Source organism: Rhodanobacter sp. GW835-FHT13D09 (assembly GCF_058793995.1).
The window spans coordinates 171,620-197,384 of sequence record NZ_JBXAGL010000004.1; the positions used below are offsets into that span (position 1 = coordinate 171,620).

Genomic DNA, 25,765 nt, shown 5'->3' on the forward strand with positions numbered 1-25,765 from the left:
ACCCGGGGTCCCCTCTGAAGCGGCGGACGGGTGGAGGAAAAGCCCGCAGGGTGGTTCGCATGGATGCGAACCAGTTTGTCGTCAGGGCAGGATGCCCTGTCGACAAACCCCGGAACCCGGCCGCGGACCTTGCGGGCAGGATGCCCGCAAGGCGCGTAAGCGGGGTGGCCTTTCTCTTTGGTTACTTTCTCTTTGGCCACGCAAAGAGAAAGTAACTCGCGCGCCGAAGGCGCACGAAAGCTCTTGCCTCTGATGCTTTTCGCTCCGAACAAAGCAAGAGCAAGAGCATCGCGCACGACCGAAGGAAGCCCCTTGTGGACAAGGTCCGTTCCTACAACGTCGAGACCATCGGCATGGGATGCGATCAATGGCCGGCAGGCAAACCCAAAGCGCGCACCGCATTCACCACCCAGCGCAACTGCACGCCCTGGCGTGTGTCGTAGTCGGCTCCGGAGTATCCCCACCAGTCCCAGCATGCCTGCGGATTCAAGGGCGCGAAACTTGCGCGGGTCTGAGGATATAGCACCGCCACGGCATACGCGTCGGCCCAGCGGTTGAAGCCGGCATCCTCGACGAAGGCCTTGCCCACCGCGGCGGCGTTCTGCTTGCAGCCGTGGAACGCCACCACCATGCCGCACGGCTTGCCGGCCAGGCAGGCCGGCGGCAGGTAGACGTAGCCGGTGTCGGCCAGGAACGCATCGGCGCCGCCGGGGCGCAGCGCATCCTGGTCGAACGTGCGCAGCTCGCCCTGCGCCCTGCCCGCCGCGCGCGGCGGCTTGCCGAACATCTGCGCGAAAATCTCGCCGGCCGCGTCGAAGCCGCAGCGACCCAGGTATGGCGCCACCGACTTGTCGCAGTCGTCGCCGCTGGCGGCCACCGGCAGGTTGTGCGCGAACGCGCGCTGTCCGTCGTCATGCACCTGCATGCCCTTCAGCCCCGGCGTGGCGTCGCGCAGCCGCCGGTAGAACTGCGCGCCCGCATCGGCCACCGCGGGTGCCACCAGCGCGTCGTCCTTGCCATGCAGCAGGTAGACGCGAGCGTGCGCGAGGTCCTTCAACGCACCGAGCTCGCCGGCGGCGGAGCGCCTGCCGGCGCTGGCCACCAGCGCGCCGACGTCCGGCGCCGGCACGCCCTTCATGCAGCTGCCCAGTGCCACCTCCAGCTTGCCGCCGGCGCAGCCGTACAGGCCGCCGGCGACGATCGCCGCATTGGGGAACAGCTCCGGGTAGGCCAGCTGCACCTGCGCCGCCATATAGGCGCCGGAGGAAAGGCCCACCACGGCGCTGCGCGAGGCGTCGATCTTCAGGGTCGGCAATGGCGGCGCGTCACCCGCGCGGGCCAGCGGCGCGACCAGCAGCAGGGCCAGCAGGCCGAGGGTGTTGCGCATGCACGTTCTCCGTTGGCGGACCGGCAAGTATCGGCCGGAGCCGTGAAGCCGCGCGGAGGCGGCCGGAACCGCGATGGTACCCGTCCCGACCCGTGGCGGCAGCGGGAAAAAACGCCCTGCGGTAGCGCTGGGCGCTCCCGCGGGGCGGGGAGAAACGATCGCGTCAGAAGCGGTACTTCGCGCTCAGCGTGACCATCCGCGGGGCGCCGTAGAAGCCCGTGTAGATGCCCAGCGCGCCGATGTTGTAACCGGTGGTGCGATAGGACTTGTTGGCCAGGTTGGTGCCCTGCAGGCTGAGCGACCACGGCTGGTTGATCTGCCAGATCACGCCGGCGTTCCACAGGCCGTACGCGGGCTGGGCGATCAGCGGCGACAGCGTGGTCTCCGGGTACACCATTGACTGGTAGGTGTAGTTCACCCGCGCGCTGATGCTGCCGCCGTCGGACAGCGGCGTGGTGTTCTCCAGCGACAGGCCGCCGGACCACTTCGGCGCGTTGGTGAACTTCTGCCGGTCGGCGATGTTGACACCGCGGGTCATGTACTCGGTGTACTTGGTGTGCAGGTAGGCGACGTTGCCGCGCAAGGTCCAGTTCTCGGCCGGCTTCCAGGCGAACTCCTCCTCCAGGCCGTCGATGTGGCCCTTGCCGGCATTGGTGAAATCGCCGAAGAAGCCCTGGCTGCCGTTGGGCAAGGTGTAGGAGCTGAATACCGACAGCTGGATGTTGGTGTAGAGGTTGTGGAACAGCGCCGTGTTCATCATCAGCGCATCGTCGAGGAAGGTCATCTTGCTGCCCAGCTCGAACGACTGCACCTTCTCGTCGTCGATCGGGCGGCACGAGCTGGGCACCGCCACGCAGTTGGCACGGATGTTGTAGCCGCCGGAGTGGAAGCCCTCCGAGTAGCTGGCGTAGAGCTTCACCTGCCCGCTCACGCTCCAGTCCAGCGAGACCTTCGGCGAGACGTTGCTGGTCGCGTGGGAACCGCTGAAGTTGGCCAGCGTGCTGGTCCGGGTGGTGAAGGTCTCGTCCGAGAAGCCGAAGTTCTGGATCAGCGCGGTCTTGGTCTCGTGGGTGTAGCGCAGGCCCACGTCCAGGCTCCAGCTGGAATTGATGTCCCAGGTGAAATCGCCGTAGCCCGCGTAGCTCCTGGTGCCCATGCGCCCGCCGGTGCTGCCGTACTGCGAGAGGTGCAGCGTGGAGTACGGCGGCGAGCCGAGGAAGATGTTGTGGATCTCGCCGTCGGCGTGGCCGTCGAAGTAGTACGCGCCGAACACGCCGTGCAGGCTGCCGCCGGCGTCGTAGTTGGCCTGCAGCTCCTGGCTGAACTGATGGTCCTTGTAGACCGCGTTCACGTCGGCGATCTTCTCCGGCAGCGTGTCGAAGTCGATGTTGGTGTCGGTCGAGGAACCTCGCACCGCGGTCACGGATTTCAGCGACCAGTTCGGGCTGGCGATCCAGTTCATCGTCAGCGCGGTGCCGTACAGCTTGGTATGGTTGAGCTGGGCGAAGCCGCTGCGGGTGTCGAAGTCGCTCGACAGCGGCTGGTAGGCCCGGTCCAGCTTGTTCACCGTCAGCATCTTGGCGCCGCGCGGGTTGGAGTTGTCGCGCACGCCGTCGACCGACAGCTGCGCATTGAACTGGCTGGACGGGAAGAAGCCGAGCGTGGCGCGCGCCGAGTTGCTGTTCTTGTTGCCGTTGCGGCTGCCGCTGAGGAGGTCCTTGCCGAAACCGTCGTTGTGCCCGCTGGCGTAGGCGATGCGCCCGCGCCACACCTGGTCCGCGCTGGCGCCGCCGAGGCTGGCCTTGACGTCCTTCTCGCCGTGGGTGCCGACGGTGGCCTCCACCGAGCCCTCGGTCTTCACCGGCAGCGGGTTGGAGACGTACTTGATCGCGCCGCCGATGGTGTTCTTGCCGTACAGCGTGCCCTGCGGGCCACGCAGCACCTCGATGCGGCTGACGTCGAACACGTCCAGCACCGCCCCCTGCGGACGCGCCAGGTAGACGTCGTCCAGATAAATGCCCACACCCGGATCGAAGCCCCAGGTCGGGTCGGCCTGGCCGACGCCGCGGATGTAGGCGGTGAGCGTGGTGTTGGAGCCGCGCGCGGCGTAGATCTGCAACGAAGGCACCTTGCCCTGCAGGTCGGCCAGGTTCTGCACGTTCTGCCGTTCCAGCGACTGCGCGGTGAAGGCGCTGACCGCGATCGGCACGTCCTGCAGGGTCTCCTCGCGCTTGCGCGCGGTCACCGTGATCTGGTCGAGCTGCTTGACGCCGGTGGTCTTCGCCGGCTTGCCGCCGGTGCCGGCGGCCTGCTGCGCATACAACGGTGCTGCGGACAGCAGTCCGGTGGCCAGGCCGATCGCCAGACTCAGGTACGTGCGCTTCATGGTTTCCCCTTTCCTGTGGTGTGACCGACAGTGGACGCAGCCATCGATGATGGGTGCCGATGAAGCGAGCTTAGGCATCCGCCAGAGGACGGACACTTGTACCTTCGTACAGTGCCGCCAGCGACTGGCGCTGCGGATACTCCGGGGCCATTGTCCCGGCCAGCGCCGCTGGCCGGGCTCACCTCGAGGAGATTCACGGATGGCGTTCCTGATCGTGCTGGCCGCGCTGTGCTTCCTGATGTTCGCGGCGTATCGCGGCTACAGCGTCATCCTGTTCGCGCCGATCGCCGCGTTGGGGGCGGTGCTGCTGACCGATCCGGCGCTGGTGGCGCCGATGTTCACCGGCCTGTTCATGGACAGGATGGTCGGCTTCCTCAAGCTCTACTTCCCGGTGTTCATGCTGGGCGCGGTGTTCGGCAAGCTGATCGAGCTGTCCGGTTTCTCCAAGGCGATCGTGGCGGCCACCATCGGCCTGGTCGGGCGCAGCCGGGCGATCCTGTCGATCGTGCTGGTGTGCGCGCTGCTGACCTATGGCGGCGTGTCGCTGTTCGTGGTGGTGTTCGCGGTGTACCCGTTCGCCGCGGAACTGTTCCGTCAATCGGACATTCCGAAACGGCTGATCCCGGGCACCATCGCGCTGGGCGCGTTCACCTTCACCATGGATTCGCTGCCGGGCACGCCGCAGATCCAGAACATCATCCCCACCTCGTTCTTCGGCACCAATACCTGGGCCGCGCCATGGCTGGGCACGATCGGCGCGGTGTTCATCCTGATCGCGGGCCTGGGCTATCTGGACTGGCGCCGGCGCAAGGCCGCCGCGGCCGGCGAAGGCTACGGCGGCAACCTGGTCAACGAACCGGCTCCGTTCGAGGGCGGCAAGCTGGCCCATCCGCTGGTTGCGCTGCTGCCGCTGGTGCTGGTCGGCGCATGCAACAAGCTGTTCACCGACCTGATCCCGCGCCTCTACGGCGAAACGCAGTCGTTCCTGCCCAGCGTGGTCGGCGGCGCGAAGCCGGTGGTGCAGGAGGTGTCCAAGGTCGCCGCGATCTGGGCGGTCGAGGGCGCGTTGCTGGTCGGCATCCTGTGCGTGCTGGCGTTCGCCTGGCGCGCGGTGATCACGCATCTCGCCGCCGGCAGCCAGGCGGCGGTCGGCGGGGCGCTGCTGGCCTCGATGAACACAGCTTCCGAGTACGGCTTCGGCGCGGTGATCGCCGCCCTGCCCGGCTTCAAGCTGGTCGCCGACGCGCTGCACACGATCCCGAACCCACTGCTCAACGAGGCGGTCACCGTCACCGCGCTGGCCGGCATCACCGGCTCGGCTTCCGGCGGCATGAGCATCGCACTGGGCGCGATGGCCGAGACCTTCATCGCCAACGCGCACACCGCCGGCATCCCGATGGAGGTGCTGCACCGGGTCGCCGCGATGGCTTCCGGCGGCATGGACACACTGCCGCACAACGGCGCCGTGATCACCCTGCTGGCGGTGACCGGGCTGACCCACCGCCAGGCCTACAGGGACATCTTCGCGATCACCGTGATCAAGACCCTGGCGGTGCTGGTGGCGATCGCCGCGTACTATTTCCTCGGCGTGGTGTAGCGGCAGCGGCGATGTCCGCGGATCGTCGGACGCAGGCTGGATGAACGGATCGAAGAAATGACGGGCAAGTTGTCACACAAGTCCGTATAATCGGTCAATTCGCCCTTCAAAAACCTGCGTGACGGCCTCCGAGCCGCCCGAGCCGACCCCATGTCCATCGAAAAACTGCGCAATATCGCCATCGTCGCCCACGTCGACCACGGCAAGACCACTCTCGTCGATTGCCTGCTCAAACAGTCCGGCACGCTCAGCGAGCGCACCGTGCTGGCCGAGCGCGTGATGGACTCGAACGACCAGGAAAAGGAACGCGGCATCACCATCCTGGCCAAGAACACGGCGATCACCTGGCAGGGCAACCGTATCAACATCGTCGACACCCCCGGTCACGCCGACTTCGGTGGCGAGGTGGAACGCGTGCTGTCGATGGTGGACTCAGTGCTGATCCTGGTCGACGCGATGGACGGCCCGATGCCGCAGACCCGCTTCGTGACCCAGAAGGCGTTCGCGATGGGCTTCAGGCCGATCGTGGTGGTGAACAAGGTCGACCGTCCCGGTTCACGCCCCGAGTGGGTCGTCGAGCAGGTCTGGGATCTGTTCGATCGCCTGGGCGCCACACCGGAACAGATGGATTTCCCGATCGTCTACGCCTCGGCGCTGAACGGCTATGCCAGCCTCGACGACAGCGTGCGCGAAGGCGACATGACCCCGCTGTACGAGGCGATCATGCAGCACGTCAGCAAGCCTGACGTCGATCCGGACGGCCCGTTCCAGATGCGCATCAGCCAGCTGGACTACAACAACTTCGTCGGCGTGATCGGCATCGGCCGCATCCAGCGCGGCACGCTGAAGAAGAACATGCCGGTGGCGGTGATCGACCGGCACGGCAAGAAGCGCCAGGGCAAGGTGCTGCAGGTGCTCGGCTTCCTCGGCCTGGAGCGCATCGAGCAGGACAGCGCCGAGGCGGGCGACATCGTCGCCATCTCGGGCATCGCGGACCTGACCATCTCCGACACGATCTGCGCGCTGGACACGCCCGAGGCGCTGCCCGCGCTGACCGTCGACGAGCCGACGATCAGCATGACCTTCCAGGTGAACAATTCGCCGTTCGCCGGCAACAAGGATCTCTCCGGCGGCAAGTTCCTCACCAGCCGCCAGCTCAAGGACCGCCTGGAACGCGAGCAGGTGCACAACGTGGCGCTGAAGGTCGAGCAGGGTTCGGACGCCGACAAGTTCCTGGTCTCCGGCCGCGGCGAGCTTCATCTGTCGGTGCTGATCGAGAACATGCGCCGCGAGGGCTACGAACTGGCCGTGTCGCGTCCGGAAGTGATCATCAAGGAAATCGACGGCCAGAAGATGGAGCCGTTCGAGCAACTGGTGGTCGACGTCGAGGAGACCCACCAGGGTCCGGTGATGGAGCGCCTCGGCATGCGCAAGGGCCAGCTCAAGAACATGGAGCCCGACGGCAAGGGCCGCGTGCGCCTGGAGTACATGATCCCGGCGCGCGGCCTGATCGGCTTCCAGAACCAGTTCAAGACCCTCACCCAGGGCTCGGGCCTGCTGTTCCACGTGTTCGACCATTACGGTCCGAAGGAAGAAGGCCAGATCGCCAAGCGCCTCAACGGCGTGATGATCGCCAACGCCGGCGGCACCACCCCGGCCTACTCGCTGGGGCCGCTGCAGGATCGCGGCAAGCTGTTCGCGGCCGAGGGCGACAACGTGTACGAAGGCCAGCTGGTCGGCATCCACGCCAAGGACAACGACCTCACGGTGAACGTGATCAAGCCCAAGCCGCTGACCAACATGCGCGCCTCGGGCAAGGACGATGCGATCCAGCTGACCCCGGCGATCAAGTTCACGCTGGAACAGGCGCTGGACTTCATCGACGACGACGAGCTGGTCGAGGTCACCCCGAAGGAAATCCGCCTGCGCAAGAAGCACCTCACCGAGAACGACCGCAAGCGCGCCTCGCGCGGCTCGTGACGAAGACCGGCGGCGCACGCAACCGGTATTGACACGCCGGTCGCGCGCGCCGATCATGCGCGCGCCCCGCCCGGGGCCCCAGCGGATAATTGCAACCCAGATGAACGACGATCCCGCCAGTAGTCGCAGCGGCAGCCCGACGCGCCAGCGTCGCCATGCCCACCGCAGCCATACCATCACGGCACGGCCGTGAGCGGGACCGTACCGGTCTGACCTGCTCGCTCCGTGCCCCTGCACGGAACGAGACCATGCGCTTCTCCCGTTTCCTCCTCACCGCGCCGCTGGCGCTGGTCGCCACGCTCACCCACGCCGGTGACGCGCCCCTGTTCGTGCCCCAGTGGCTGGGCGCGCAGTACACCTTCGTCGACCAGCACCAGTCCTCGCTGCATTCGCCCTATGCCGGCCCGCTGAGCCTGCACGCCCGCAGCGATACCAGGCGCTCGGACACCTTCGGCGCATACTTCGGCGTGGCCCTGCCTGCACGCCTGCAGTTCTACTTCGACGTGGAAATGTTCAAGGGCGCCGGCGTCAGCGACGCCACCGGGCTGGGCGGCCTGACCAACGGCGACGTGATCCGCGCCGGCACCACCGGGCTCGGCAAGGGCCCCTATGTCGCCCGCCGTTTCCTGCGCTGGACGCTGCCGCTCGGCGACGCCACCTCGACCGTGGAGCGTGCCCAGGATCAGCTGCCGGGCGCGGAAGCCGTGCGGCGGATCGAGGTCAAGATCGGCAAGATGGCCGCCAGCGACGACTTCGACAAGAACCGCTACGCCGGCAGCACGCGCACCCAGTTCATGAACTGGACGCTGTTCAACGACACCGCCTGGGATTTCGCCGCCGACACCCGCGGCTATACCGACGGCGTCATGCTGGCCTGGGTGGATGCCGGCTGGAGCCTGCGCTATGGCGTCTACCGTATGCCCTTCCACGCCAACGGCCAGCGCCTGGTGCCCTCGCTGCGCCGCGCCCGCGGCGAGCAGACCGAGCTGACCGTGCAACCCGATCCGGACGGCTGGGCACTGCGCCTGCTGGTCTACCGCAATACCGCCTCGATGGGCGTGTACCGGCAGGCCATCGCTGCCGTGCTGGCCAGCGGCAGCGTGCCCGACATCACGGCCGACGAGCGCCCGGGCCGGCACAAATACGGCTTCGGCCTCAACGGCGAGCTGCCACTGGCCGACCACGGCGACACCGGCCTGTTCATGCGCGCCGGCTGGAACGACGGCCGCACCGAATCGTTCGCCTTCACCGAGGTCGACCGCACCCTCAGCGGCGGCTTCCAGTTGTCGGGCGTGCACTGGAACCGTCCCGGCGATCATCTTGGCGTCGGCGTCGCGTTCAACGCGCTCTCGCCGGGACATCGCGAATACCTAGCGCTCGGCGGCGACGGGTTCGTGCTCGGCGACGGCGCGCTTCACTACGGCCAAGAGCAGATCCTCGAGACCTATTACAACCTCTCGGTCGGCAAGCACCTCACCCTCAGTCCGGACCTGCAACTGGTGCGCAACCCGGGCTACAACCGCGATCGCGGCCCCGCCCGTTTTGTGGCGCTGCGGATACACCTGGAGCTCTGATCGCCACGGGTTTCCTCAGGGCGAAGCCGCCTTCGCTTTTGCCACGGTCACACGCAACCCCGGTCGTTGCCTTGCCAGCTTGCGCAGCAGTTCGGCAAACGCCTGCAGGTCGTCGTGCCACGGCGAGGCGTCGCGCCAGTACAGCGCGATCTCGCGGCCGCTCGCCTGCTCCTGGAGTTTCGCCAGCGCAATGTTCGGCATCGAGGCCAGCCGCTCGTGTGCCAGCGCCGGCACCAGCGCATAGCCGCCGCGCAGGCTGACCAGGGCGGCCAGACTTTCCAGGCTGACGTCCTGCACGTGACCGTGTTCGCTGCCGCCGCCCTGCAGGCCGTCGGCGTGGCTTTCGGCCATCAGCGTGGCCTCGGCCGGATCGAGCCGGGCCAGCGCAATGCTGTCCTGGCCGGCCAGCGGGTGGTCGGCGCGCAGCATCAATTCCCACGGCTCGAAGAACAGCGGGCGCGAAGCGATCCCGCTGGTCGCCGCTGCCGGCGGCGCCAGCACCGCGTCGAGTTCGCCTTCGCTCAACCGCCGCAACAGGCCGCGCGGCTTGCCTTCGGAGATACCCAGCCGCGCACCGGGAAAATGTTGCGGAAACGGCGCGATCAGGTGCGGCAGCAGGTACGGCCCAAGCGAAGCCGGCACGCCCAGCCGCAACTCGCCGCCGAAGGCGACCTCGCCGGCGCGGGCAACCTGTTGCAGGTGTTCGGCGGAGGCCAGCACCGCGTCGATCTGCTGCAGCAGCCGCTGGCCGCCCGCGGTCGGCACGATCTTCCGGCCGCCGCGCTCGAACAGCGGTGCGCCCAGCGCCTGCTCCACCTTCTGCACCTGGTGCGACAGTCCGGACGGGCTGATGTGCATCGCCCGCGCCGCACTGTTGAAACTGCCGTGGCGATGCACCGCCTGCACCAGCGCGAGGTCGCGCAGCGAGACGGCGGCCAGGCCCATCGAAATCATCGAATGCTGCATGTCATCAAAGGCGTTTGCGTGCGGTGGCCATCGGATCCATCCTGTGCGGCGGAGTCGCCACGAGTGTCGGCGCAGTGTACCCGTCGATGCCGCCTGCCGGCGCCCGCGGCCATGCACGCCGCCTTCACCCGGGCGCAGTCGGTTCACGACCCTGCGGAGTTTGCGCGATAATTCCGTTTTGCCGGAACGACATACCCATGTGGCGTCCGGCGCCGCCACACAGTCATCCCAGCCGCAGGATCCAGCCAGGAGCACGTCCCCATGAAAGACACCTTTTCCGTACGCGACACCCTCGAGGTCAACGGCCAGCGCCATGTCTTCGCCAGCCTGGCCAAGCTGGGCCAGCGCTACGACCTGAAGCGGTTGCCGTACTCGCTGAAGATCCTGCTGGAGAACCTGCTGCGCCACGAGGATGGCGTCGACGTCACCGCGAAGGAAATCGAGGCGATCGCGAAGTGGGACGCCAAGGCCGAGCCGGCGACCGAGATCGCCTTCATGCCGGCGCGCGTGGTGCTGCAGGACTTCACCGGCGTGCCCTGCGTGGTGGACCTGGCCGCGATGCGCGACGCGGTGGTGAAGCTGGGCGGCGACGCCACCCAGATCAACCCGCTGGCCCCGGCAGAACTCGTCATCGACCACTCGGTGCAGGTCGACGTGTACGGCACGGAAAGCGCGCTGGAACAGAACGTGGCGATCGAGTTCGAGCGCAACCAGGAGCGCTACTCGTTCCTGCGCTGGGGCCAGAAGGCGTTCAACAACTTCAAGGTGGTGCCGCCGCGCACCGGCATCGTGCACCAGGTGAACCTGGAACATCTGGCCCGCGTGGTGTTCACCGCCGACATCGGCGGCGAGAGCTGGGCCTACCCGGACACCGTGTTCGGCACCGACTCGCACACCACCATGATCAATGGCCTCGGCGTGCTGGGCTGGGGCGTGGGCGGCATCGAGGCCGAGGCGGCGATGCTGGGCCAGCCCTCCTCCATGCTGATCCCGCAGGTGGTCGGCTTCAAGTTGACCGGCAGGTTGGGCGAGGGCGTCACCGCCACCGACCTGGTGCTGACCGTCACCCAGATGCTGCGCAAGCTCGGCGTGGTCGGCAAGTTCGTCGAGTTCTTCGGCAATGGCCTGAAGCACCTGCCACTGGCCGACCGCGCCACCATCGGCAACATGGCACCGGAATACGGCGCCACCTGCGGCATCTTCCCGATCGACCAGGAAGCGCTGAACTACATGCAGCTGTCCGGCCGCAGCGCCGCGCAGATCAGGCTGGTCGAGGCGTACGCCAAGGCGCAGGGCATGTGGCACGACGAGAACAGCCCGACGCCGGAATACACCACCACGCTGGAACTGGACCTTGCCGACGTGCGTCCGTCGATGGCCGGCCCGAAGCGCCCGCAGGACCGCGTGCTGCTGGAAGGCGTGCAGCAGAGCTTCCATGACGTGGTCGGCGCGCTTACCGCGAACCGCCGCCCGAAGAACGGTGCCGTCTCGGCGTTCGCCAACGAGGGCGGCGCCACCGCGATCGGCAATCCGGCCAACGCCATCGGCGAAACCGGCGTGCTGGTCGAGAAGGACGGCGAGAGCTTCCGCGTCGGCGACGGCTCGGTGGTGATCGCCGCGATCACCTCCTGCACCAACACCTCCAACCCGGCGGTGATGCTGGGCGCCGGCATCGTGGCGAAGAAGGCCGCCGCGAGGGGCCTGAAGGCCAAGCCGTGGGTGAAGACCTCGATCGGGCCGGGCTCGAAGGTGGTCAGCGACTACCTGGAGCAGACCGGCCTGCTGAAGGAACTGGAAAAGATCAACTTCTACATCGTGGGCTACGGCTGCACCACCTGCATCGGCAACTCCGGCCCGCTGCCGGTGGAGATCAGCAAGGGCATCGCCGACGGCGACCTGGCGGTGGCCTCGGTGCTCTCGGGCAACCGCAACTTCGAGGGCCGCGTGCACCCGGAAGTGAAGATGAACTACCTGGCCTCGCCGCCGCTGGTGGTCGCCTATGCGCTGGCCGGCACGCTGGACATCGACCTGACCAGGGACGCGATCGGCACCGGCAACGACGGCAAGCCGGTCTACCTGAAGGACATCTGGCCGAGCAACCAGGAAATCTCCGACGCGATCGCCGGTGCGATCAACCCGGCCATGTTCGAGAAGAACTATGCCGACGTGTTCAAGGGCGACAGCCGCTGGAACCAGATCGCCTCGCCGGACGGCGCGGTCTACCGCTGGAATGATTCCACCTACATCAAGAACCCGCCCTACTTCGACGGCATGACGATGGCGCTGGGCAAGGTGGAGGATATCCACGGCGCCCGCGCGCTGGGCGTGTTCGGCGACTCGATCACCACCGACCACATCTCGCCGGCCGGCTCGATCAAGAAGGACAGCCCGGCGGGCCGCTTCCTGATCGAGAAGGGCGTGCAGCCGAAGGACTTCAACTCCTACGGCTCGCGCCGCGGCAACGACGACGTGATGGTGCGCGGCACCTTCGCCAACATCCGCATCAAGAACCTGATGCTCGACAACGTCGAAGGCGGCTACACCCTGCACGTGCCGTCGGGCGAGCAGCTGGCGATCTACGATGCCGCGGTGAAGTACAAGGCAAGCCGTACTCCGCTGGTGGTGCTGGCCGGCAAGGAATACGGCACCGGTTCCTCGCGCGACTGGGCGGCCAAGGGCACCCTGCTGCTGGGCGTGAAGGCGGTGATCGCCGAGAGCTTCGAGCGCATCCACCGCTCCAACCTGGTCGGCATGGGCGTGCTGCCGTGCACCTTCAAGGACGGCCAGAACGCGCAGACGCTGGGCCTCACCGGCAAGGAAACCTTCGACATCACCGGCCTGGACGACGGCAACTCGAAGGAAGCCACGGTCGTCGCCACCGCCGCCGACGGCAGCAGGAAGCAGTTCAGCGTGAACGTGATGCTGCTGACCCCGAAGGAACGCGAGTTCTTCCGCCACGGCGGCATCCTGCAGTACGTGCTGCGTCAGCTGGCGGGCAAGAAGGCCGCCTGATTTCCCGCCCGGAGCTGCACAAGACGAAAGACCGCCCTGCTGTCCGGGGCGGTCTTTCCGTTTGCGGAAAATCGAATGGCGCCAGCGACGCGGCGCCTACAGCGCGTGCGTCCAGGTGGCCGAGTAGCAGCGCCACGCGCCGTCTTCCTCGCGCCACGCCGATTCGACCTGGTACAGGCCCAACTGGTCGGGCAGCAGCCTGCCGCCGCTGGTCAGGGTGACGGTGAACGAGGCCACCATCCGTTCGCCGCGATGCTCGATCGACACCGGTCCCATCGTCACGCCGATATGCTCGCCACGCAACGCGAACAGCCGCACCATGTCGACCAGCTGGCGCCGGTCCAGCGTGCCGGCATTGCCATCGAAATCTTCGCTCAGCGGTTTGCCTACGCCACCGGCCGAGCCTGCCTCGGCCGCCTGGACCACCGCTGCGATCGCTTCGCGCACCTGCACTTCATCAGGCGTGCGGCGACAGGCCGGCAACGCCAGTACCAGCAACGCGAGCGCGGCCAGCAGACAGGCGTTTTTTCTCGGGAAGATCATCGATGGAACTCGCTGCGGTGAGGCTTGCCGCTATACGCGGGCGTATGCTCCAATGAAACGACGCGTGGGGCATGATGGAGCCGCGTCATCCTAAAGCCATCGTCCACCTGCCGTCATCGACAAAACAGGGAACCCGAGCATGAGCAACGAACGTCCTTGGCTGGATCACTATCCAGCCGGCGTACCCGCAGAAATCGACGTCAGCCAATACGCCTCGGTGCCGGCCGTGCTGGAAGAAGCGTTTGGACGTTTCAGCGATCGCCCGGCGTTCTCCAGCTTCGGCCGCCAGCTCAGCTACGGCCAGATCGACGCGCTGAGCCGCCAGTTCGCCGGCTACCTCACCGGCGTGCTCAAGCTCGGCAAGGGCGACCGCATCGCGATCATGATGCCGAATGTGCTGCAGTACCCGATCGCGCTGTTCGGCGCACTGCGCGCCGGGCTGGTGGTGGTCAACACCAACCCGATGTACACCGCGCGCGAGCTCAAGCACCAGCTCGACGACGCCGGCGCCAAGGCGATCGTGGTGCTGGACAATTTCGCCGCCACCGTGCAGCAGGTGGTGGCCGACACCGGGGTGCGGCACATCGTCACCACCGGCATCGGCGACCTGCTCGGCTTCCCCAAGGGCGCACTGATCAACTTCGTGCTGAAGCACGTGAAGAAGATGGTGCCGGCGTTCCACCTGCCGCAGGCGGTGCGCTTCCGTGACGCGCTGGCGCGCGGCGCGGCGCATCCGCTGCAGCCGGTCGCACTGGGCCACGACGACATCGCCTTCCTGCAGTACACCGGCGGCACCACCGGCGTGGCCAAGGGCGCCATGCTCAGCCACGGCAACATGATCGCCAACATGCTGCAAGCCGACGCCTGGATCGGCGCCAACGCCAAGCCAGGCCAGGAAGTGATCATCACCGCGCTGCCGCTGTACCACATCTTCTCGCTGACCGCGAACGGGCTGGTGTTCATGCGCCTGGGCGGGCTCAACTGGCTGATCACCAACCCGCGCGACATGCCGGGTTTCGTCAAGGAGCTGGCCAAGTCCGGCTTCACCGCGCTGACCGGCGTCAACACGCTGTTCAACGGGCTGCTGCATACGCCCGGCTTCGCCGAGCTCGACTTCTCCCGGCTGCACCTGACCCTGGGCGGCGGCATGGCGGTGCAGCGCGCGGTGGCCGAACGCTGGCAGAAGGTCACCGGCTGCACCCTGGCCGAAGCCTATGGCCTGACCGAGACCTCACCCGCGGTCTGCATCAATCCGCTGGATCTCAAGGAATACAGCGGCTCGATCGGCCTGCCGGTGCCGTCCACCAACGTGGCGATCTGGTCGGAGGACGGCAAGCCGCTCCCCGTCGGCGAGGTGGGCGAGCTGATGGTGCAAGGACCGCAGGTGATGAAAGGCTACTGGCAACGCCCGGACGAGACCGCCAAGGTGCTCGGCGCCGACGGCTGGCTGCACACCGGCGACATCGCGAGGATGGACGTCAACGGCTACTTCTACATCGTCGACCGCAAGAAGGACATGATCCTGGTGTCCGGCTTCAACGTCTATCCGAACGAGGTCGAGGACGCGGTGATGCAGCACCCCGGCGTGCTTGAAGTCGCCGCAGTCGGCGTGCCGGACGAGCATTCCGGCGAAGTGGTGAAGCTGTTCGTGGTGCGCAAGGACCCGAACCTCACCGAGGACGCGCTCCGGCAGTTCTGCCGCGAGAATCTCACCGGTTACAAGCGGCCCAAGTTCATCGAGTTCCGCGACAGCCTGCCGAAGAGCAACGTGGGCAAGATCCTGCGCCGCGAGCTGCGCGACGAGAAGAAAGCCACCGCCTGAACGGCGATCCGGCCTCAAAACGGAAACGCCCGCACCATGCGGGCGTTTTTCTGCGGCAGCGGAGTTTCGCTCAGCCCTCCTTCCAGTGCTCCAGGATATCGGCGTATCCGCCAAGCAGGTTCCACAGCGGCACCTGCTTGTCCTCCGGGATGTGGCTGTACGAAAATCCGATGTGGTGGTCGGAGATGCGCGCGATCACAGCCTCCAGGTGGATGTGCAGGTTGCGCCCGAAGATCATGTCGAGCACCCAGCTCTGCCCCACCTCGCCGGACCAGCCCAGCGGACGCCGCAGCAAGGCGCCGGTAGCCGAGATATCGACCAGCTCGGTCGGCTGCGACTCGCCGTGCCGGCTCATCAGTACCGTCGTCTCGATCTGCATGCGCGCCGGGCGCAATTGCTCCTTGCCCGTGCCGTCTGGTCCACGCTTGTTGTCGTTCGCCATCAGTCCACCATCCGCCTGCGCCCGCCCTACGGCCACCACAGCGTGGCCAACATCATCCTGAAACCTTCCTGCCGCATCATGCACATGGATGCCTCGCGCATTCCGTGCATGACTCACGCCCTCACTGTCCAGCGTATCGGCGGGCCGTGTTCATCGTGGATATTACAAGCAACCACCATGCCATCCATTCCGGCCGGCCGGCCGGATGCAGGTGCCGATCAACACCTGCCGAAACCGCGCCTGGCGGGCCTCGGAATCACGCCGGGTTCGCCACGGCTACCCGCCGTCGACGCGGGGCTGCGTCTGACGCGGCCAAGTCGCATCCGACGCATTGGGTCACATGCCGCCCTGCACCGCTGGAATCCCCGATTCACCCGGCGGGACCGGCGTATTGTGCCGATCATGGGGGTACGCATGGAGTCGGCGAACGCACCGGATTCCAATTCCGGCACATGCGCCGCTGGACTTGCCGCCAGCCAGACGCTACTCTTTGCCCACGCGTGGTTCCAGGAAACGGTTGCCGATCACCTCGGGCACCCAGTGGCTTCCATGCGATTGCTCTCTGAACCGACCCGTTGAACCGTCAGTGGCGCCACCCCTCGCCGCCCCTGGCTTTCGCCCTTGCCGTGGCTGACAACCCGGAGCCGGCGTACAACGGTCGCTTGCGGCCAGCCTGACCGAACCGCCATCGAGCGGCATCGTCATGCCCGTCGTGGCGATAGCGCCCGTCGCGCCCCGACCGAAATTGTGAAAAACGCAGTACCCCGGGAATGCCGCCTCACCGCCGTGTTCCGAGTGCGGACACCCCATGGTTGTGCCGGCATGTGGATGATTCCGATCGTGTTGCACACTGCCAGCCGCCGCAGGCGGCCCGATGACATGTATTGATGAGCACTGAGCCCGTCGAGCCACAGAGCCCGGATGCCGTAGCGCAGGATGCGTTTGCATCGGTACCGCAGCAGCAGGAAATGCCGCTGGCCATCGTGCGCGGCCAGCCGATGCTGCAGATGCCGCAGGACCTGTACATCCCGCCGGATGCGCTCGAGGTCATCCTGGAGGCGTTCGAGGGTCCGCTGGACCTTTTGCTGTACCTGATCCGCCGGCAGAACCTGGACATCCTCGACATCCCGGTCGCCGAGATCACCCGGCAGTACATGGCCTACATCGAGCTGATGCGGGACGTGATGCGGCTGGAGCTGGCCGCCGAATACCTGCTGATGGCCGCGATCCTGGCCGAGATCAAGTCGCGGCTGCTGCTGCCGCGGCCGCCGGCCGAGGAAGGGCTGGAGGACGATCCCCGTGCCGAGCTGGTGCGGCGCCTGCAGGAGTACGAGCGGTTCAAGCGCGCGGCCGAGGACATCGAGGCGCTGCCCCGGCAGGAACGCGACAGCACGGTGGTGCACGCCGACGTGGGCGAGCGCAACGTGATCAAGCTGCCGCCGCCGCTGGAGCTGACCGAACTGCTGCTGGCGCTGAAGGACGTGATGCACCGCGCCGAATTGTTCGGGCATCACGCGATCAAGCGCGAGGCACTCAGCGTGCGCCAGCGCATGGGCGAATTGTTGAGCCGGCTCGACGACAGCAGCTTCCATCGCTTCGAGAGCCTGTTCGACGTCAGCGAAGGCCGCCTCGGCATCGTGGTGACCTTCCTGGCGATGCTGGAGCTGGCCAAGGAAATGCTGGTCGAGATCGTCCAGGAAGAGCCGCTGGCGCCGATATACGTGAAGGCGAAGGCGACCACTTCCGGACATGCCGCCGAGGAACCGGCGGACGACACCGCGACGGGCGAATCGGCGCTGGTCGAGTCGTCCGGCGAATGAACGATACCCACCTGAATCCGCAACCGACTCCGAAGGTCATGCAGATCGAGCAACTCAAACCCATCATCGAGGCCGCCCTGCTGGCCTCCACCCAGCCGATGACCGTGCAGCAGCTGGGCGACCTGTTCACCGAGGCCGACGACGTCGGCCGCGAGCAGATCGCCCACGCGCTCGAGGCATTGGCCGGCGACTGCGCCGGGCGCGGCATCGAGCTGAAGGAAGTGGCCTCCGGCTTCCGCTACCAGGTGCGCCAGGACGTGCATGCCTGGATCTCGCGGATGTGGACCGAGCGGCCCAGCCGCTATTCGCGCGCGCTGCTGGAGACGCTGGCGCTGATCGCCTACCGCCAGCCGATCACCCGCCCCGAGATCGAGCAGATCCGCGGCGTGGTGGTGTCCTCCAACATCATCAAGACGATGGAGGAGCGCGAGTGGATCCGCGTGGTCGGCTACCGCGACGTGCCCGGCAAGCCGGCGCTGTTCGGCACCACCCGCGCCTTCCTCGACTACTTCAACCTGAAATCGCTGGACCAGTTGCCGCCGTTGTCGGAAATCCGCGACATGGAAGACCCGCAGCTGCGCTTCGAACCCGAGCCGCTGCCCGCCCGCATCGTGCGCGACCTGCCGATCGATCCGGACGAGGAAACGCCCGACGCCGAGACCCCGGCCATCGACCCCGTATCCGGCGACGCCGGCTCCGATCCGAGCCTGCACGCCGAGACCCCTGCAACCACTGCCGACGAGGCAGCGACCCCCGCCGCGGACGCCGAACCCGACGCCGCCGAGCCAGATCCCGAGGAGTACCGCGCATGACTGCGCCGCAAAAATCCGTCCTGTCCCTGAAGCGCGAACCCCGTGCCGACGCCGACGCTCCCGCCCTGGAAGAGCGCCTGCACAAGGTGCTGGCGAATGCGGGCCTCGGCTCGCGCCGCATGCTCGAAGTGCGCATCCAGTCCGGCGAAGTCGAACTCAACGGCAGCCCCGCCACGATCGGCGCCAGCGTGCACGCCGGCGACCGCGTGGTGATCGACGGCAGGCAGTTCGTGGTCGCCACCGACAGCCGCGACGCCGCCGAGGTGGTGATCTACCACAAGCCCGAAGGCGTGCTGACCACCCGCGACGACCCGGAGGGCCGCCCCACCGTGTTCGAACAGCTGCCGCGCCTGAAGGGCGCGCGCTGGGTCGCTGTGGGCCGCCTCGACATCAACACCACCGGTCTGCTGCTGCTGACCACCGACGGCGAACTGGCCAACGCGCTGATGCATCCGAAGAGCGGGCTGGAGCGCGAATACCTGTGCCGCGTGCATGGCGAGGTGCCCGACGAGGTCATCGAACGGCTGAAGGCCGGCGTGCAGCTGGAAGACGGCCCCGCCCGCTTCGACGAGATCGCCGTGATCAGCCGCGGCGGCAGCCACAGCTGGTTCCGCGTGGTGATCCGCGAGGGCCGCAACCGCGAGGTGCGCCGCCTGTGGGACTCGCAGGGTTTCCTGGTCAGCCGGCTCAAACGCATCCGCTACGGCACGATCGAGTTGCCGCGCCACCTGCGTCGCGGCGAATGCGAGGCGCTGGACGCCGAGAACGTCAAGCAGCTGCGCCAGACCGCCGGCCTCGGTGCGCCGCAGCCGGTGCTGACCCTGAGCCCGGTGCTGCACCAGCGCCGCGCCAATCGCAACGTCACCGAATACCGGCCCGAGCGCGGCGCCGGCACGGCCTGGACCGGCGGCCAGGACGAGGCGCGCGAACTGCGCGCGTTCGACCGCATCCGCGAGGAACCCGTGCGCGGCCGCAAGCCGCCACGCGGCGGCGGCAAGGATGTCAACGGCAACGTCGCCCGCCCCGAGCGCAGCGACGGCGGCAGGCGCGGCGGCAAGGGCCGGCGCGTGGCGCCGGGCCAGGAACTGCCGTCGGTGCGCACCTGGTTCGCCGGCGAAAGCCGGGACGGCGGCGCCCGCCCGAGCGGCCCGCGCGGCGCTGCCGGCGCCGGCAATCGCCGGCCGAGCGGTGGCGGCAAACCGTTCGGCGGACACGGTCACCACGGCGGTGAAGGCCGCACCGCCGGCGGCAGCCCGTACAGCGGTTTCGGCGGCGAGGCACGCGGCCATGGCGCCGGCGGCAACCACGCACCCGGCAACCGCAGTGCCCGCCCGCAGAGCCAGGGCAATCGCGCCCACGGCGGTCCCGCACACCCACAAGGCCATGGCGGCAATCGGCCCGCGGGCCGGCCGCAGGGCGGCGGCCGCCACGGCGGTCCCGCCGGCGGACGGCCACCCGGCCGCGGTGGCAACCGCTCCGGCAACCGCTGAGGAACCGGCGATGGTGCGCATCTACCACAACAACCGCTGCTCCAAGTCACGCGCCACGCTGGCCCTGCTGGAAGAGCGTGGCGGTGCGATCGAGGTGATCCACTACCTCGACACCCCGCCGAGCGCTGCCGAGCTGACCGCCCTGCTGAAGCAGCTGAACATGGGCGCCCGCCAGTTGCTGCGCAGCGGCGAAGAGGAGTTCCGTTCGCTGGGACTGGACAATCCGGCGCTCGACGACGACGCCCTGATCGCCGCGATGGTGGCGCACCCGAAGCTGATCGAACGCCCGATCGTCGTCGCCAACGGCAAGGCCGCACTGGGCCGGCCGCCGGAAGCGGTGCTGGCGATACTCTGAGGAGTCCGCCGTAGCGCTTCCAGCGCGCTACCGTGCTTCGCTTGCCCTGCTCAATCCGGATCGAGCGAAAACGCGTCGGCATCCATCCACGCCGGAAAACGCTCGCGGTGCGCCAGCAGCGGCGCCGGGTCCAGCGTGACCGTCACCACCTGCTCCTGCGCGCCCAGCTCCAGCAGCGGCTCGCCGACCGGATCGATCACCGCGCTGTCGCCGGCATAAGGCAGCTCGTTGCCGTCCACGCCGACCCGGTTCACTCCGGCCACGTAGCTCAGGTTCTCGATCGCCCGCGCGCGCAGCAGGGTGCGCCAGGGCTGGCGGCGCGGCGCGGGCCAGTTCGCCACGAAGATGGCGAGGTCGTAGTCCATGCCGCCGGCGGCGGAGGCCAGCCGGCGATTGCGCAGCCATACCGGGAAGCGCAGGTCGTAGCAGACCTGCGGCAGGATGCGCCAGCCCTTCAGCTCCACCACCAGCCGCTCGCTGCCGCCGCCGTAGCGGGTGTGTTCGCCGGCCATGCGGAACAGGTGGCGCTTGTCGTACTGCGCGAAGCTGCCGTCCGGCCGCACCCACAACAGGCGGTTGTAGACGACGCCGTCCTCGCGGATCGCCAGGCTGCCGCAGATCACCGCGCCGACCTCGATCGCCAGCGCGCGCAGCCACGCCACACCCTCGCCGTCCATGGTTTCCGCGCTGGCGCGGGTGTCGTTGCTGAAGCCGGACAGGAAGGTTTCCGGCAGCACGATCAGGTCGCTGCCTTTCGCCTGGCGCACCAGTGCGCCGTAATAGTCGCGATTGGCCGGCGCGTCGTGCCAGCGGGTGGCACCCTGCACCAGCGAGACCCTCAGCGCTTGCATGGTCAGAGCCGGCATAGCCGCTCCGCCGCCGCATCCATCGTGGCGTCGCTCTTGGCGAAGCACAGCCGCAGCAGGCGCGTGCCCGGCGCGCTTTCGTAGAAAGGCGTCAGCGGGATCGCCGCCACGCCGCCCTGCTCGACCAGCCACCTGCTGAAGGCGAGGTCGTCCTCGTCGCGGATCGCCGAATAGTCGACCAGCTGGAAATAGCCGCCCGGCACGTCGAGCAGCTTGAAGCGCGACGGCGCCAGCAGCGCGCGGAAGCGGTCGCGCTTGGCCTGGTAGAACGCCGGCAGTTCCAGGTAGTGCTGCGGCGTGCTGGCCATGAACTCGGCGAACGCCACCTGCGCCGGGTGGAAGGTGCAGAACGTGAGGTACTGGTGCACCTTGCGGAACTCCGCCGACAGCGCAGCCGGCGCCACCGCATAGCCGACCTTCCAGCCGGTGCAGTGGTAGGTCTTGCCGAACGAGGAGATCACGATGCTGCGCCCGGCCAGCTCCGGGTGACGCAGCACGCTTTCGTGCTGGGCGCCGTCGTAGACGATGTGCTCGTAGACCTCGTCGGACAGCACCACGATCTTCGTGTCGCGCACGATCGTCGCCAGCTGCTGCAGGTCATCCGCCGACAGCACCGCGCCGGACGGGTTGTGCGGCGTGTTGATCATGATCATGCGGGTCTTCGGCGTCACCGCGTCGCGCACGCGCTGCCAGTCGATCGCGAACGTCGGCACGGTCAGCGGAATGTGCACCGCACGCGCGCCCTGCAGCTCGATCGCCGGCTCGTAGCAGTCGTAGGCCGGGTCGAATACGATCACCTCCTCGCCCGCGCGCACCGTCGCGGCGATCGCCGCGAAGATCGCCTCGGTGGCGCCGGAGGTGAGCGTGATGTCGGTATCGACGTCGAGCCGGCGGCCGTACAGCCTTTCGGTCTTCAGCGCGATCTGCTCGCGCAGCGCGGCGGTGCCGTGCATCGGCGCGTACTGGTTGCGGCCTTCGTTCATCGCGCGGGTCAGCGCATCGCGCAGCCCCTGCGGCGGCTCGAAGTCGGGAAAGCCCTGGCCCAGGTTGACCGCCTGGTGCTGCAGCGCGAGCTGGCTCATTACGCTGAAGATGGTGGTGCCGACTTTGGGAAGCTTGGTCGCGATCATCGTTTGGCCGTATAAATGTCCGTGAACCCGGCAGCGTACTGCATCGGGGCGATCGTGCGCATCACGCCACGGGAAGTTCGTCCTGCGCGCGCTGCTTGCATTGCTCGTGCTTCTGCAAGGTAGTGGCCGGCAACCGCTCGGCCAGGAAATCCACCAGTGCACGCACGCCCGGCAGCATGCCGCGGCGGCTGGGATAGACGAAGTGCATGGTGCCCTCGGGCACGCTCCACTCCGGCAGTACCACTTCGAGCTCGCCCGCGGTGATCGCCGGCGCGCAGACGAACTCCGGCAGCAGCGCCACGCCCATGCCGCGGCTGGCGGCTTCCAGCAGCACCGCAAAATCGCCGGTGATCAGCCGCGCCTGCACTTCCACGCTGGTCTGCGCGCCATTCGCACCGATCAGCTCCCACAGCTGGGCACCCTCGTGCTCACTCATCGACAACGCCGGCAGGCGGGCCAGGTCGTCTGGCTGCAGCGGGTGCCCCTGTGCCTTCAGCAGGGCCGGGCTGGCCACCAGCTTGGTGCGCGACAGGCCGAACGTGCGGATCACCAGGTTCGCGTCGGTATCCAGCTTGGTGCGCACGCGGATCGCCAGGTCATAACCCTCGCCGATCACATCGACCCGGCGGTTGCTCGACAGCAGCCGCACCTGCATCTTCGGGTACTGCGCGAGGAAATCCGGCAGCACATGCGCCAGCACGGTCTGCGCCAGCGAGACGGGGCAGCTCAGGCGCACCACGCCGCGCGGCTCGGCGCGCAATTCGTCCACCGCATCCTGCGCCGCCTGCGCTTCCTCCAGCACGGCGCGGCAGTGCGCGTAGAAACGCTCGCCGACCTCGGTCACCACGAAGCGCCTCGTGGTCCGTTGCAGCAGGCGCACGCCGAGGCGCTCCTCCAGCTGGGCTACGCGCTTGCTCAGGCGCGACTTCGGTACGCCCAGCGCGCGGCCGGCCGCGGAAAAGCCGCCGTGCTCGACCACCGCGGCAAAAAAGTACAGATCGTTGAGGTCCTGCAGGGCGCCACTCAATACGGTCATCGACTGTTTCCTGTTAGGAACGATAAGTCTGACAAATCCTATCTTATCGCCAGATTGTCCCAACCCTATCCTTACTCCATCGCCGGCCAGCCGGCTCGACCAGGAATAACGCCATGAAACTCTTGCATATCGACTCCAGCGCGCTGGGTGGCTACTCGGTGTCGCGCCAGCTGACCGCCGACATCGTAGCCGAGCTGAAACGCAGCACGCCCGATGCCGCCGTCCATTACCACGACCTGGCCGCGCAGCCGCTACCGCACTGGACCCCGGTAGCCGACGCCAGCGATCCGGCCGCCGTGCTCGGCGCCGAAATGCTGGAGGAATTCCTCGCCGCCGACGTGGTGGTGATCGGTGCGCCGATGTACAACTTCGCCATTTCCAGCCAGCTCAAGGCCTGGGTCGACCGCATCCTGGTCGCCGGCAAGACCTTCCGTTACACCGCGAACGGCCCCGAGGGCCTGGCCGGCGGCAAACGGATGATCGTCGCTTCCAGCCGCGGCGGCGTCTACAGCAAGGATTCGGCGGCCGCCGCGATGGACTTCCAGGAACCCTACCTGCGCGCCGCGTTCGCCTTCATCGGCATCAACGACATCGAGTTCGTGCGGGCCGAAGGCGTCGCGATCGGCGACGAGCAGAAGGCTGCGGCATTGAACTCGGCGCGCAGCACGATCGGGACGCTGGTCGCCAAGGCCGCCTGACCCCGCCTGCAGCGCGAACGCAAACGCCCTCTCCCCGCGGAGAGGGCGTTTTTCGTTGCAGCGCCTGCAGCCGGCGACCGCCCGGTGGAAAAACCGCACGCATGCCGACACACTGCGGGTTCACCCACCCACCGGAATCCGCGCATGAACCGCTTGCTAGGCCTGTCCATGCTCGCCCTGCTGGCGCTGGCGCCCACCGTGCAGGCCGCCGACCTGCTGGTCGACAACGTCAACGGCTACACGCTGGACGGCCACGGCAAGCTGCAACATTTTCAGGCGTTGCTGGTCGACCAGGGCAAGGTGGTCGCCACCGGCAGCCGTGCCGAACTGGCCGGCCGCGCCGGCGACGCCAGGGTGATCGACGGCCGCGGCCATACACTGCTGCCCGGCCTGATCGACGCCCACGGCCACGTGCTGGAGCTCGGCTACGCGCGCAACAGCGTCGACCTCACCGGCACGAAGTCGCTGGACGAGGCGTTGGCCAAGGTGAAGGCGTATGCCGCGGCACACCCCGAGGCGAAGTGGGTCCTCGGCGGCGGCTGGAACCAGGAAATCTGGAAACTCGGCCGCTTCCCCACCGCGAAGGAACTGGACAGCGCGGTGCCCGGTCGCCCCGTCTGGCTGAGCCGCGTCGATGGCCACGCCAGCTGGGCGAATACGGCCGCAATCCGGCTGGCCGGGGTGAGCAAGGCCAGCAAGGATCCCGACGGCGGCCGCATCGAGCGCGACGCCGACGGCAATCCGGCCGGCGTCTTCGTCGACGGCGCCACCGCCCTGATCGATGCGAAAGTCCCGGCGCCGACTCCGCAGCAGAAGGCCGCCGCGCTGGATACCGCCTTGGCCGAGTTGGCCAGCGTGGGCCTCACCGGCGTCGCCGACGCCGGCATCGACCTGGCCAATTACCGGCTCTATCGCCGCTACGCCGACGAGCACAAGCTCACCGCGCGCATCTACGCGATGATCCGCGACACCGGCGAGGATTTCGACACGATCAGCAGGGACGGCCCGCTGATCGGCTACGGCGACGGTTTCCTCACCGTGCGCGCGGTCAAGCTGTTCGCCGATGGCGCGCTGGGCAGCCGCGGCGCGGCGATGCTCCAGCCCTACGCCGACGACCCGCACAACCGCGGCCTGCTGTTCATGCCGCCGGCGACGATGACCGCGAAGATCGACAAGGCGTTCGGCAAGGGCTACCAGGTGGCCATCCACGCCATCGGCGACCGCGCCAACCGCGAAGTGCTGGACAGTTTCGCCGCCGCCTACACGACCCACCCGGACGCCATCGCGTTGCGCAACCGCGTCGAGCACGCGCAGATCGTGTCGCTGCAGGACATTCCCCGCTTCGTGCCGCTCAAGCTGATCGCCTCGATGCAGCCGACCCACGCCACCTCCGACATGAACATGGCCGAGGACCGCATCGGCCGCGAGCGGATCAAGGGCGCCTACGCCTGGCAGCGTTTCCTCAGGCAGGGCACGCTCGTCGCCGGCGGTTCGGATTTCCCGGTGGAATCGCCGAACCCGTTCTACGGCCTGTACTCGGCGGTTACCCGCGAGGACCACCAGGGCCAGCCGCCCGGCGGCTGGCACCCGGACCAGGACATGACGCCAAGCGAGGCATTGCGCGCGTTCACCCTCGACGCAGCGTACGCGGAACACGCGGAAAAGAGCCTGGGCACGCTGGAGCCGGGCAAGTGGGCCGACTTCATCGTGGTCGACCACGACATCTTCAAGGACCCGTCAAGCAGGATCTGGAACACGAAAGTGTTGCAGACCTGGGTCGGCGGCAGGCAGGTCTACGCCGCGCAGGATTGATCGGGCAATCCCACGCGCAACGGCCGGCCCAGCCGCC

General features: G+C 67.7%; 20 protein-coding genes. 12 read left to right on the plus strand and 8 right to left on the minus strand.

All coding sequences use genetic code 11. From position 1 onward, the window contains the following. Nucleotides 1-364: 364 nt before the first annotated feature. Both AC1Q5A_RS08040 and AC1Q5A_RS08045 read right to left on the minus strand, forming a co-directional pair. Nucleotides 365-1,387 carry an extracellular catalytic domain type 2 short-chain-length polyhydroxyalkanoate depolymerase gene (locus tag AC1Q5A_RS08040; RefSeq protein ID WP_492699988.1) on the minus strand — a complete coding sequence of 341 codons (1,023 nt, stop codon included), beginning with the start codon at nucleotides 1,385-1,387 and terminating at the stop codon, nucleotides 365-367. A gap of 163 nt (nucleotides 1,388-1,550) precedes the next feature. Then, complete coding sequence (locus tag AC1Q5A_RS08045) at nucleotides 1,551-3,773, minus strand: TonB-dependent receptor (RefSeq protein ID WP_492699990.1); 2,223 nt, start codon at nucleotides 3,771-3,773, stop codon at nucleotides 1,551-1,553. Between the two features lie 199 nt (nucleotides 3,774-3,972). On the opposite strand from AC1Q5A_RS08045, the gene AC1Q5A_RS08050 reads away from it, so the two are divergent. From AC1Q5A_RS08050 to AC1Q5A_RS08060, 3 genes are all read left to right on the plus strand, one after another. Next, on the plus strand, nucleotides 3,973-5,370 hold the full coding sequence (locus AC1Q5A_RS08050; RefSeq protein ID WP_492699992.1) for a GntP family permease: 1,398 nt from the start codon (nucleotides 3,973-3,975) through the stop codon (nucleotides 5,368-5,370). A gap of 150 nt (nucleotides 5,371-5,520) precedes the next feature. Then, nucleotides 5,521-7,350 (plus strand): translational GTPase TypA, encoded by a 1,830-nt coding sequence (gene typA / locus AC1Q5A_RS08055; RefSeq protein ID WP_492699994.1) that lies wholly within the window; start codon nucleotides 5,521-5,523, stop codon nucleotides 7,348-7,350. A gap of 248 nt (nucleotides 7,351-7,598) precedes the next feature. Further along, nucleotides 7,599-8,924, plus strand: coding sequence for a carbohydrate porin (locus AC1Q5A_RS08060; protein ID WP_492699996.1), 1,326 nt, complete (start codon nucleotides 7,599-7,601; stop codon nucleotides 8,922-8,924). Nucleotides 8,925-8,939: 15 nt separating this feature from the next. On the opposite strand, the gene AC1Q5A_RS08065 is transcribed toward AC1Q5A_RS08060, so the two are convergent. Further along, nucleotides 8,940-9,890, minus strand: a complete 951-nt coding sequence (locus AC1Q5A_RS08065; protein ID WP_492699997.1) for a LysR family transcriptional regulator — start codon at nucleotides 9,888-9,890, stop codon at nucleotides 8,940-8,942. Nucleotides 9,891-10,151: 261 nt separating this feature from the next. On the opposite strand from AC1Q5A_RS08065, the gene acnA reads away from it, so the two are divergent. Further along, nucleotides 10,152-12,902, plus strand: coding sequence for an aconitate hydratase AcnA (acnA, locus tag AC1Q5A_RS08070; protein ID WP_492699999.1), 2,751 nt, complete (start codon nucleotides 10,152-10,154; stop codon nucleotides 12,900-12,902). A gap of 96 nt (nucleotides 12,903-12,998) precedes the next feature. On the opposite strand, the gene AC1Q5A_RS08075 is transcribed toward acnA, so the two are convergent. Further along, entirely contained in the window at nucleotides 12,999-13,445 is a 447-nt protein-coding gene (locus tag AC1Q5A_RS08075) for a hypothetical protein (protein ID WP_492700001.1), read from the minus strand. 139 nt (nucleotides 13,446-13,584) lie between these two features. On the opposite strand from AC1Q5A_RS08075, the gene AC1Q5A_RS08080 reads away from it, so the two are divergent. Beyond that, on the plus strand, nucleotides 13,585-15,267 hold the full coding sequence (locus AC1Q5A_RS08080) for a long-chain-fatty-acid--CoA ligase (protein ID WP_492700003.1): 1,683 nt from the start codon (nucleotides 13,585-13,587) through the stop codon (nucleotides 15,265-15,267). A 70-nt stretch (nucleotides 15,268-15,337) separates the two neighbouring features. On the opposite strand, the gene AC1Q5A_RS08085 is transcribed toward AC1Q5A_RS08080, so the two are convergent. Further along, entirely contained in the window at nucleotides 15,338-15,709 is a 372-nt protein-coding gene (locus tag AC1Q5A_RS08085) for a PilZ domain-containing protein (RefSeq protein ID WP_492700004.1), read from the minus strand. A gap of 42 nt (nucleotides 15,710-15,751) precedes the next feature. On the opposite strand from AC1Q5A_RS08085, the gene AC1Q5A_RS08090 reads away from it, so the two are divergent. From AC1Q5A_RS08090 to arsC, 5 genes are all read left to right on the plus strand, one after another. Further along, entirely contained in the window at nucleotides 15,752-16,288 is a 537-nt protein-coding gene (locus AC1Q5A_RS08090; protein ID WP_492700006.1) for a hypothetical protein, read from the plus strand. A gap of 308 nt (nucleotides 16,289-16,596) precedes the next feature. Next, on the plus strand, nucleotides 16,597-17,529 hold the full coding sequence (locus tag AC1Q5A_RS08095; RefSeq protein WP_492700008.1) for a segregation and condensation protein A: 933 nt from the start codon (nucleotides 16,597-16,599) through the stop codon (nucleotides 17,527-17,529). Nucleotides 17,530-17,567: 38 nt separating this feature from the next. Beyond that, nucleotides 17,568-18,341, plus strand: a complete 774-nt coding sequence (gene scpB, locus AC1Q5A_RS08100) for an SMC-Scp complex subunit ScpB (RefSeq protein WP_492700190.1) — start codon at nucleotides 17,568-17,570, stop codon at nucleotides 18,339-18,341. Beyond that, nucleotides 18,338-19,831, plus strand: a complete 1,494-nt coding sequence (locus tag AC1Q5A_RS08105) for a pseudouridine synthase (RefSeq protein WP_492700010.1) — start codon at nucleotides 18,338-18,340, stop codon at nucleotides 19,829-19,831. The genes scpB and AC1Q5A_RS08105 overlap by 4 nt, the downstream gene beginning before the upstream one ends. Before the next feature lie 10 nt (nucleotides 19,832-19,841). Then, nucleotides 19,842-20,186 carry an arsenate reductase (glutaredoxin) gene (gene arsC / locus AC1Q5A_RS08110; protein ID WP_492700012.1) on the plus strand — a complete coding sequence of 115 codons (345 nt, stop codon included), beginning with the start codon at nucleotides 19,842-19,844 and terminating at the stop codon, nucleotides 20,184-20,186. A gap of 50 nt (nucleotides 20,187-20,236) precedes the next feature. On the opposite strand, the gene AC1Q5A_RS08115 is transcribed toward arsC, so the two are convergent. The 3 genes from AC1Q5A_RS08115 to AC1Q5A_RS08125 all read right to left on the minus strand — a co-directional run bounded on the left by AC1Q5A_RS08115 (nucleotide 20,237) and on the right by AC1Q5A_RS08125 (nucleotide 23,218). After that, the gene (locus tag AC1Q5A_RS08115; RefSeq protein ID WP_492700014.1) at nucleotides 20,237-21,037 is read right to left on the minus strand and encodes an amidohydrolase; all 801 of its coding nucleotides are present in this window, start codon (nucleotides 21,035-21,037) and stop codon (nucleotides 20,237-20,239) included. A gap of 2 nt (nucleotides 21,038-21,039) precedes the next feature. Continuing rightward, the gene (locus AC1Q5A_RS08120; RefSeq protein ID WP_492700016.1) at nucleotides 21,040-22,182 is read right to left on the minus strand and encodes a pyridoxal phosphate-dependent aminotransferase; all 1,143 of its coding nucleotides are present in this window, start codon (nucleotides 22,180-22,182) and stop codon (nucleotides 21,040-21,042) included. A 61-nt stretch (nucleotides 22,183-22,243) separates the two neighbouring features. After that, nucleotides 22,244-23,218 carry a LysR substrate-binding domain-containing protein gene (locus AC1Q5A_RS08125; RefSeq protein WP_492700018.1) on the minus strand — a complete coding sequence of 325 codons (975 nt, stop codon included), beginning with the start codon at nucleotides 23,216-23,218 and terminating at the stop codon, nucleotides 22,244-22,246. Nucleotides 23,219-23,331: 113 nt separating this feature from the next. Between AC1Q5A_RS08125 and AC1Q5A_RS08130 the strand changes: the two genes are divergently transcribed. Next, nucleotides 23,332-23,916, plus strand: coding sequence for an FMN-dependent NADH-azoreductase (locus tag AC1Q5A_RS08130; protein ID WP_492700020.1), 585 nt, complete (start codon nucleotides 23,332-23,334; stop codon nucleotides 23,914-23,916). Nucleotides 23,917-24,060: 144 nt separating this feature from the next. Continuing rightward, nucleotides 24,061-25,728 carry an amidohydrolase gene (locus AC1Q5A_RS08135; RefSeq protein ID WP_492700022.1) on the plus strand — a complete coding sequence of 556 codons (1,668 nt, stop codon included), beginning with the start codon at nucleotides 24,061-24,063 and terminating at the stop codon, nucleotides 25,726-25,728. Nucleotides 25,729-25,765: the final 37 nt, after the last annotated feature.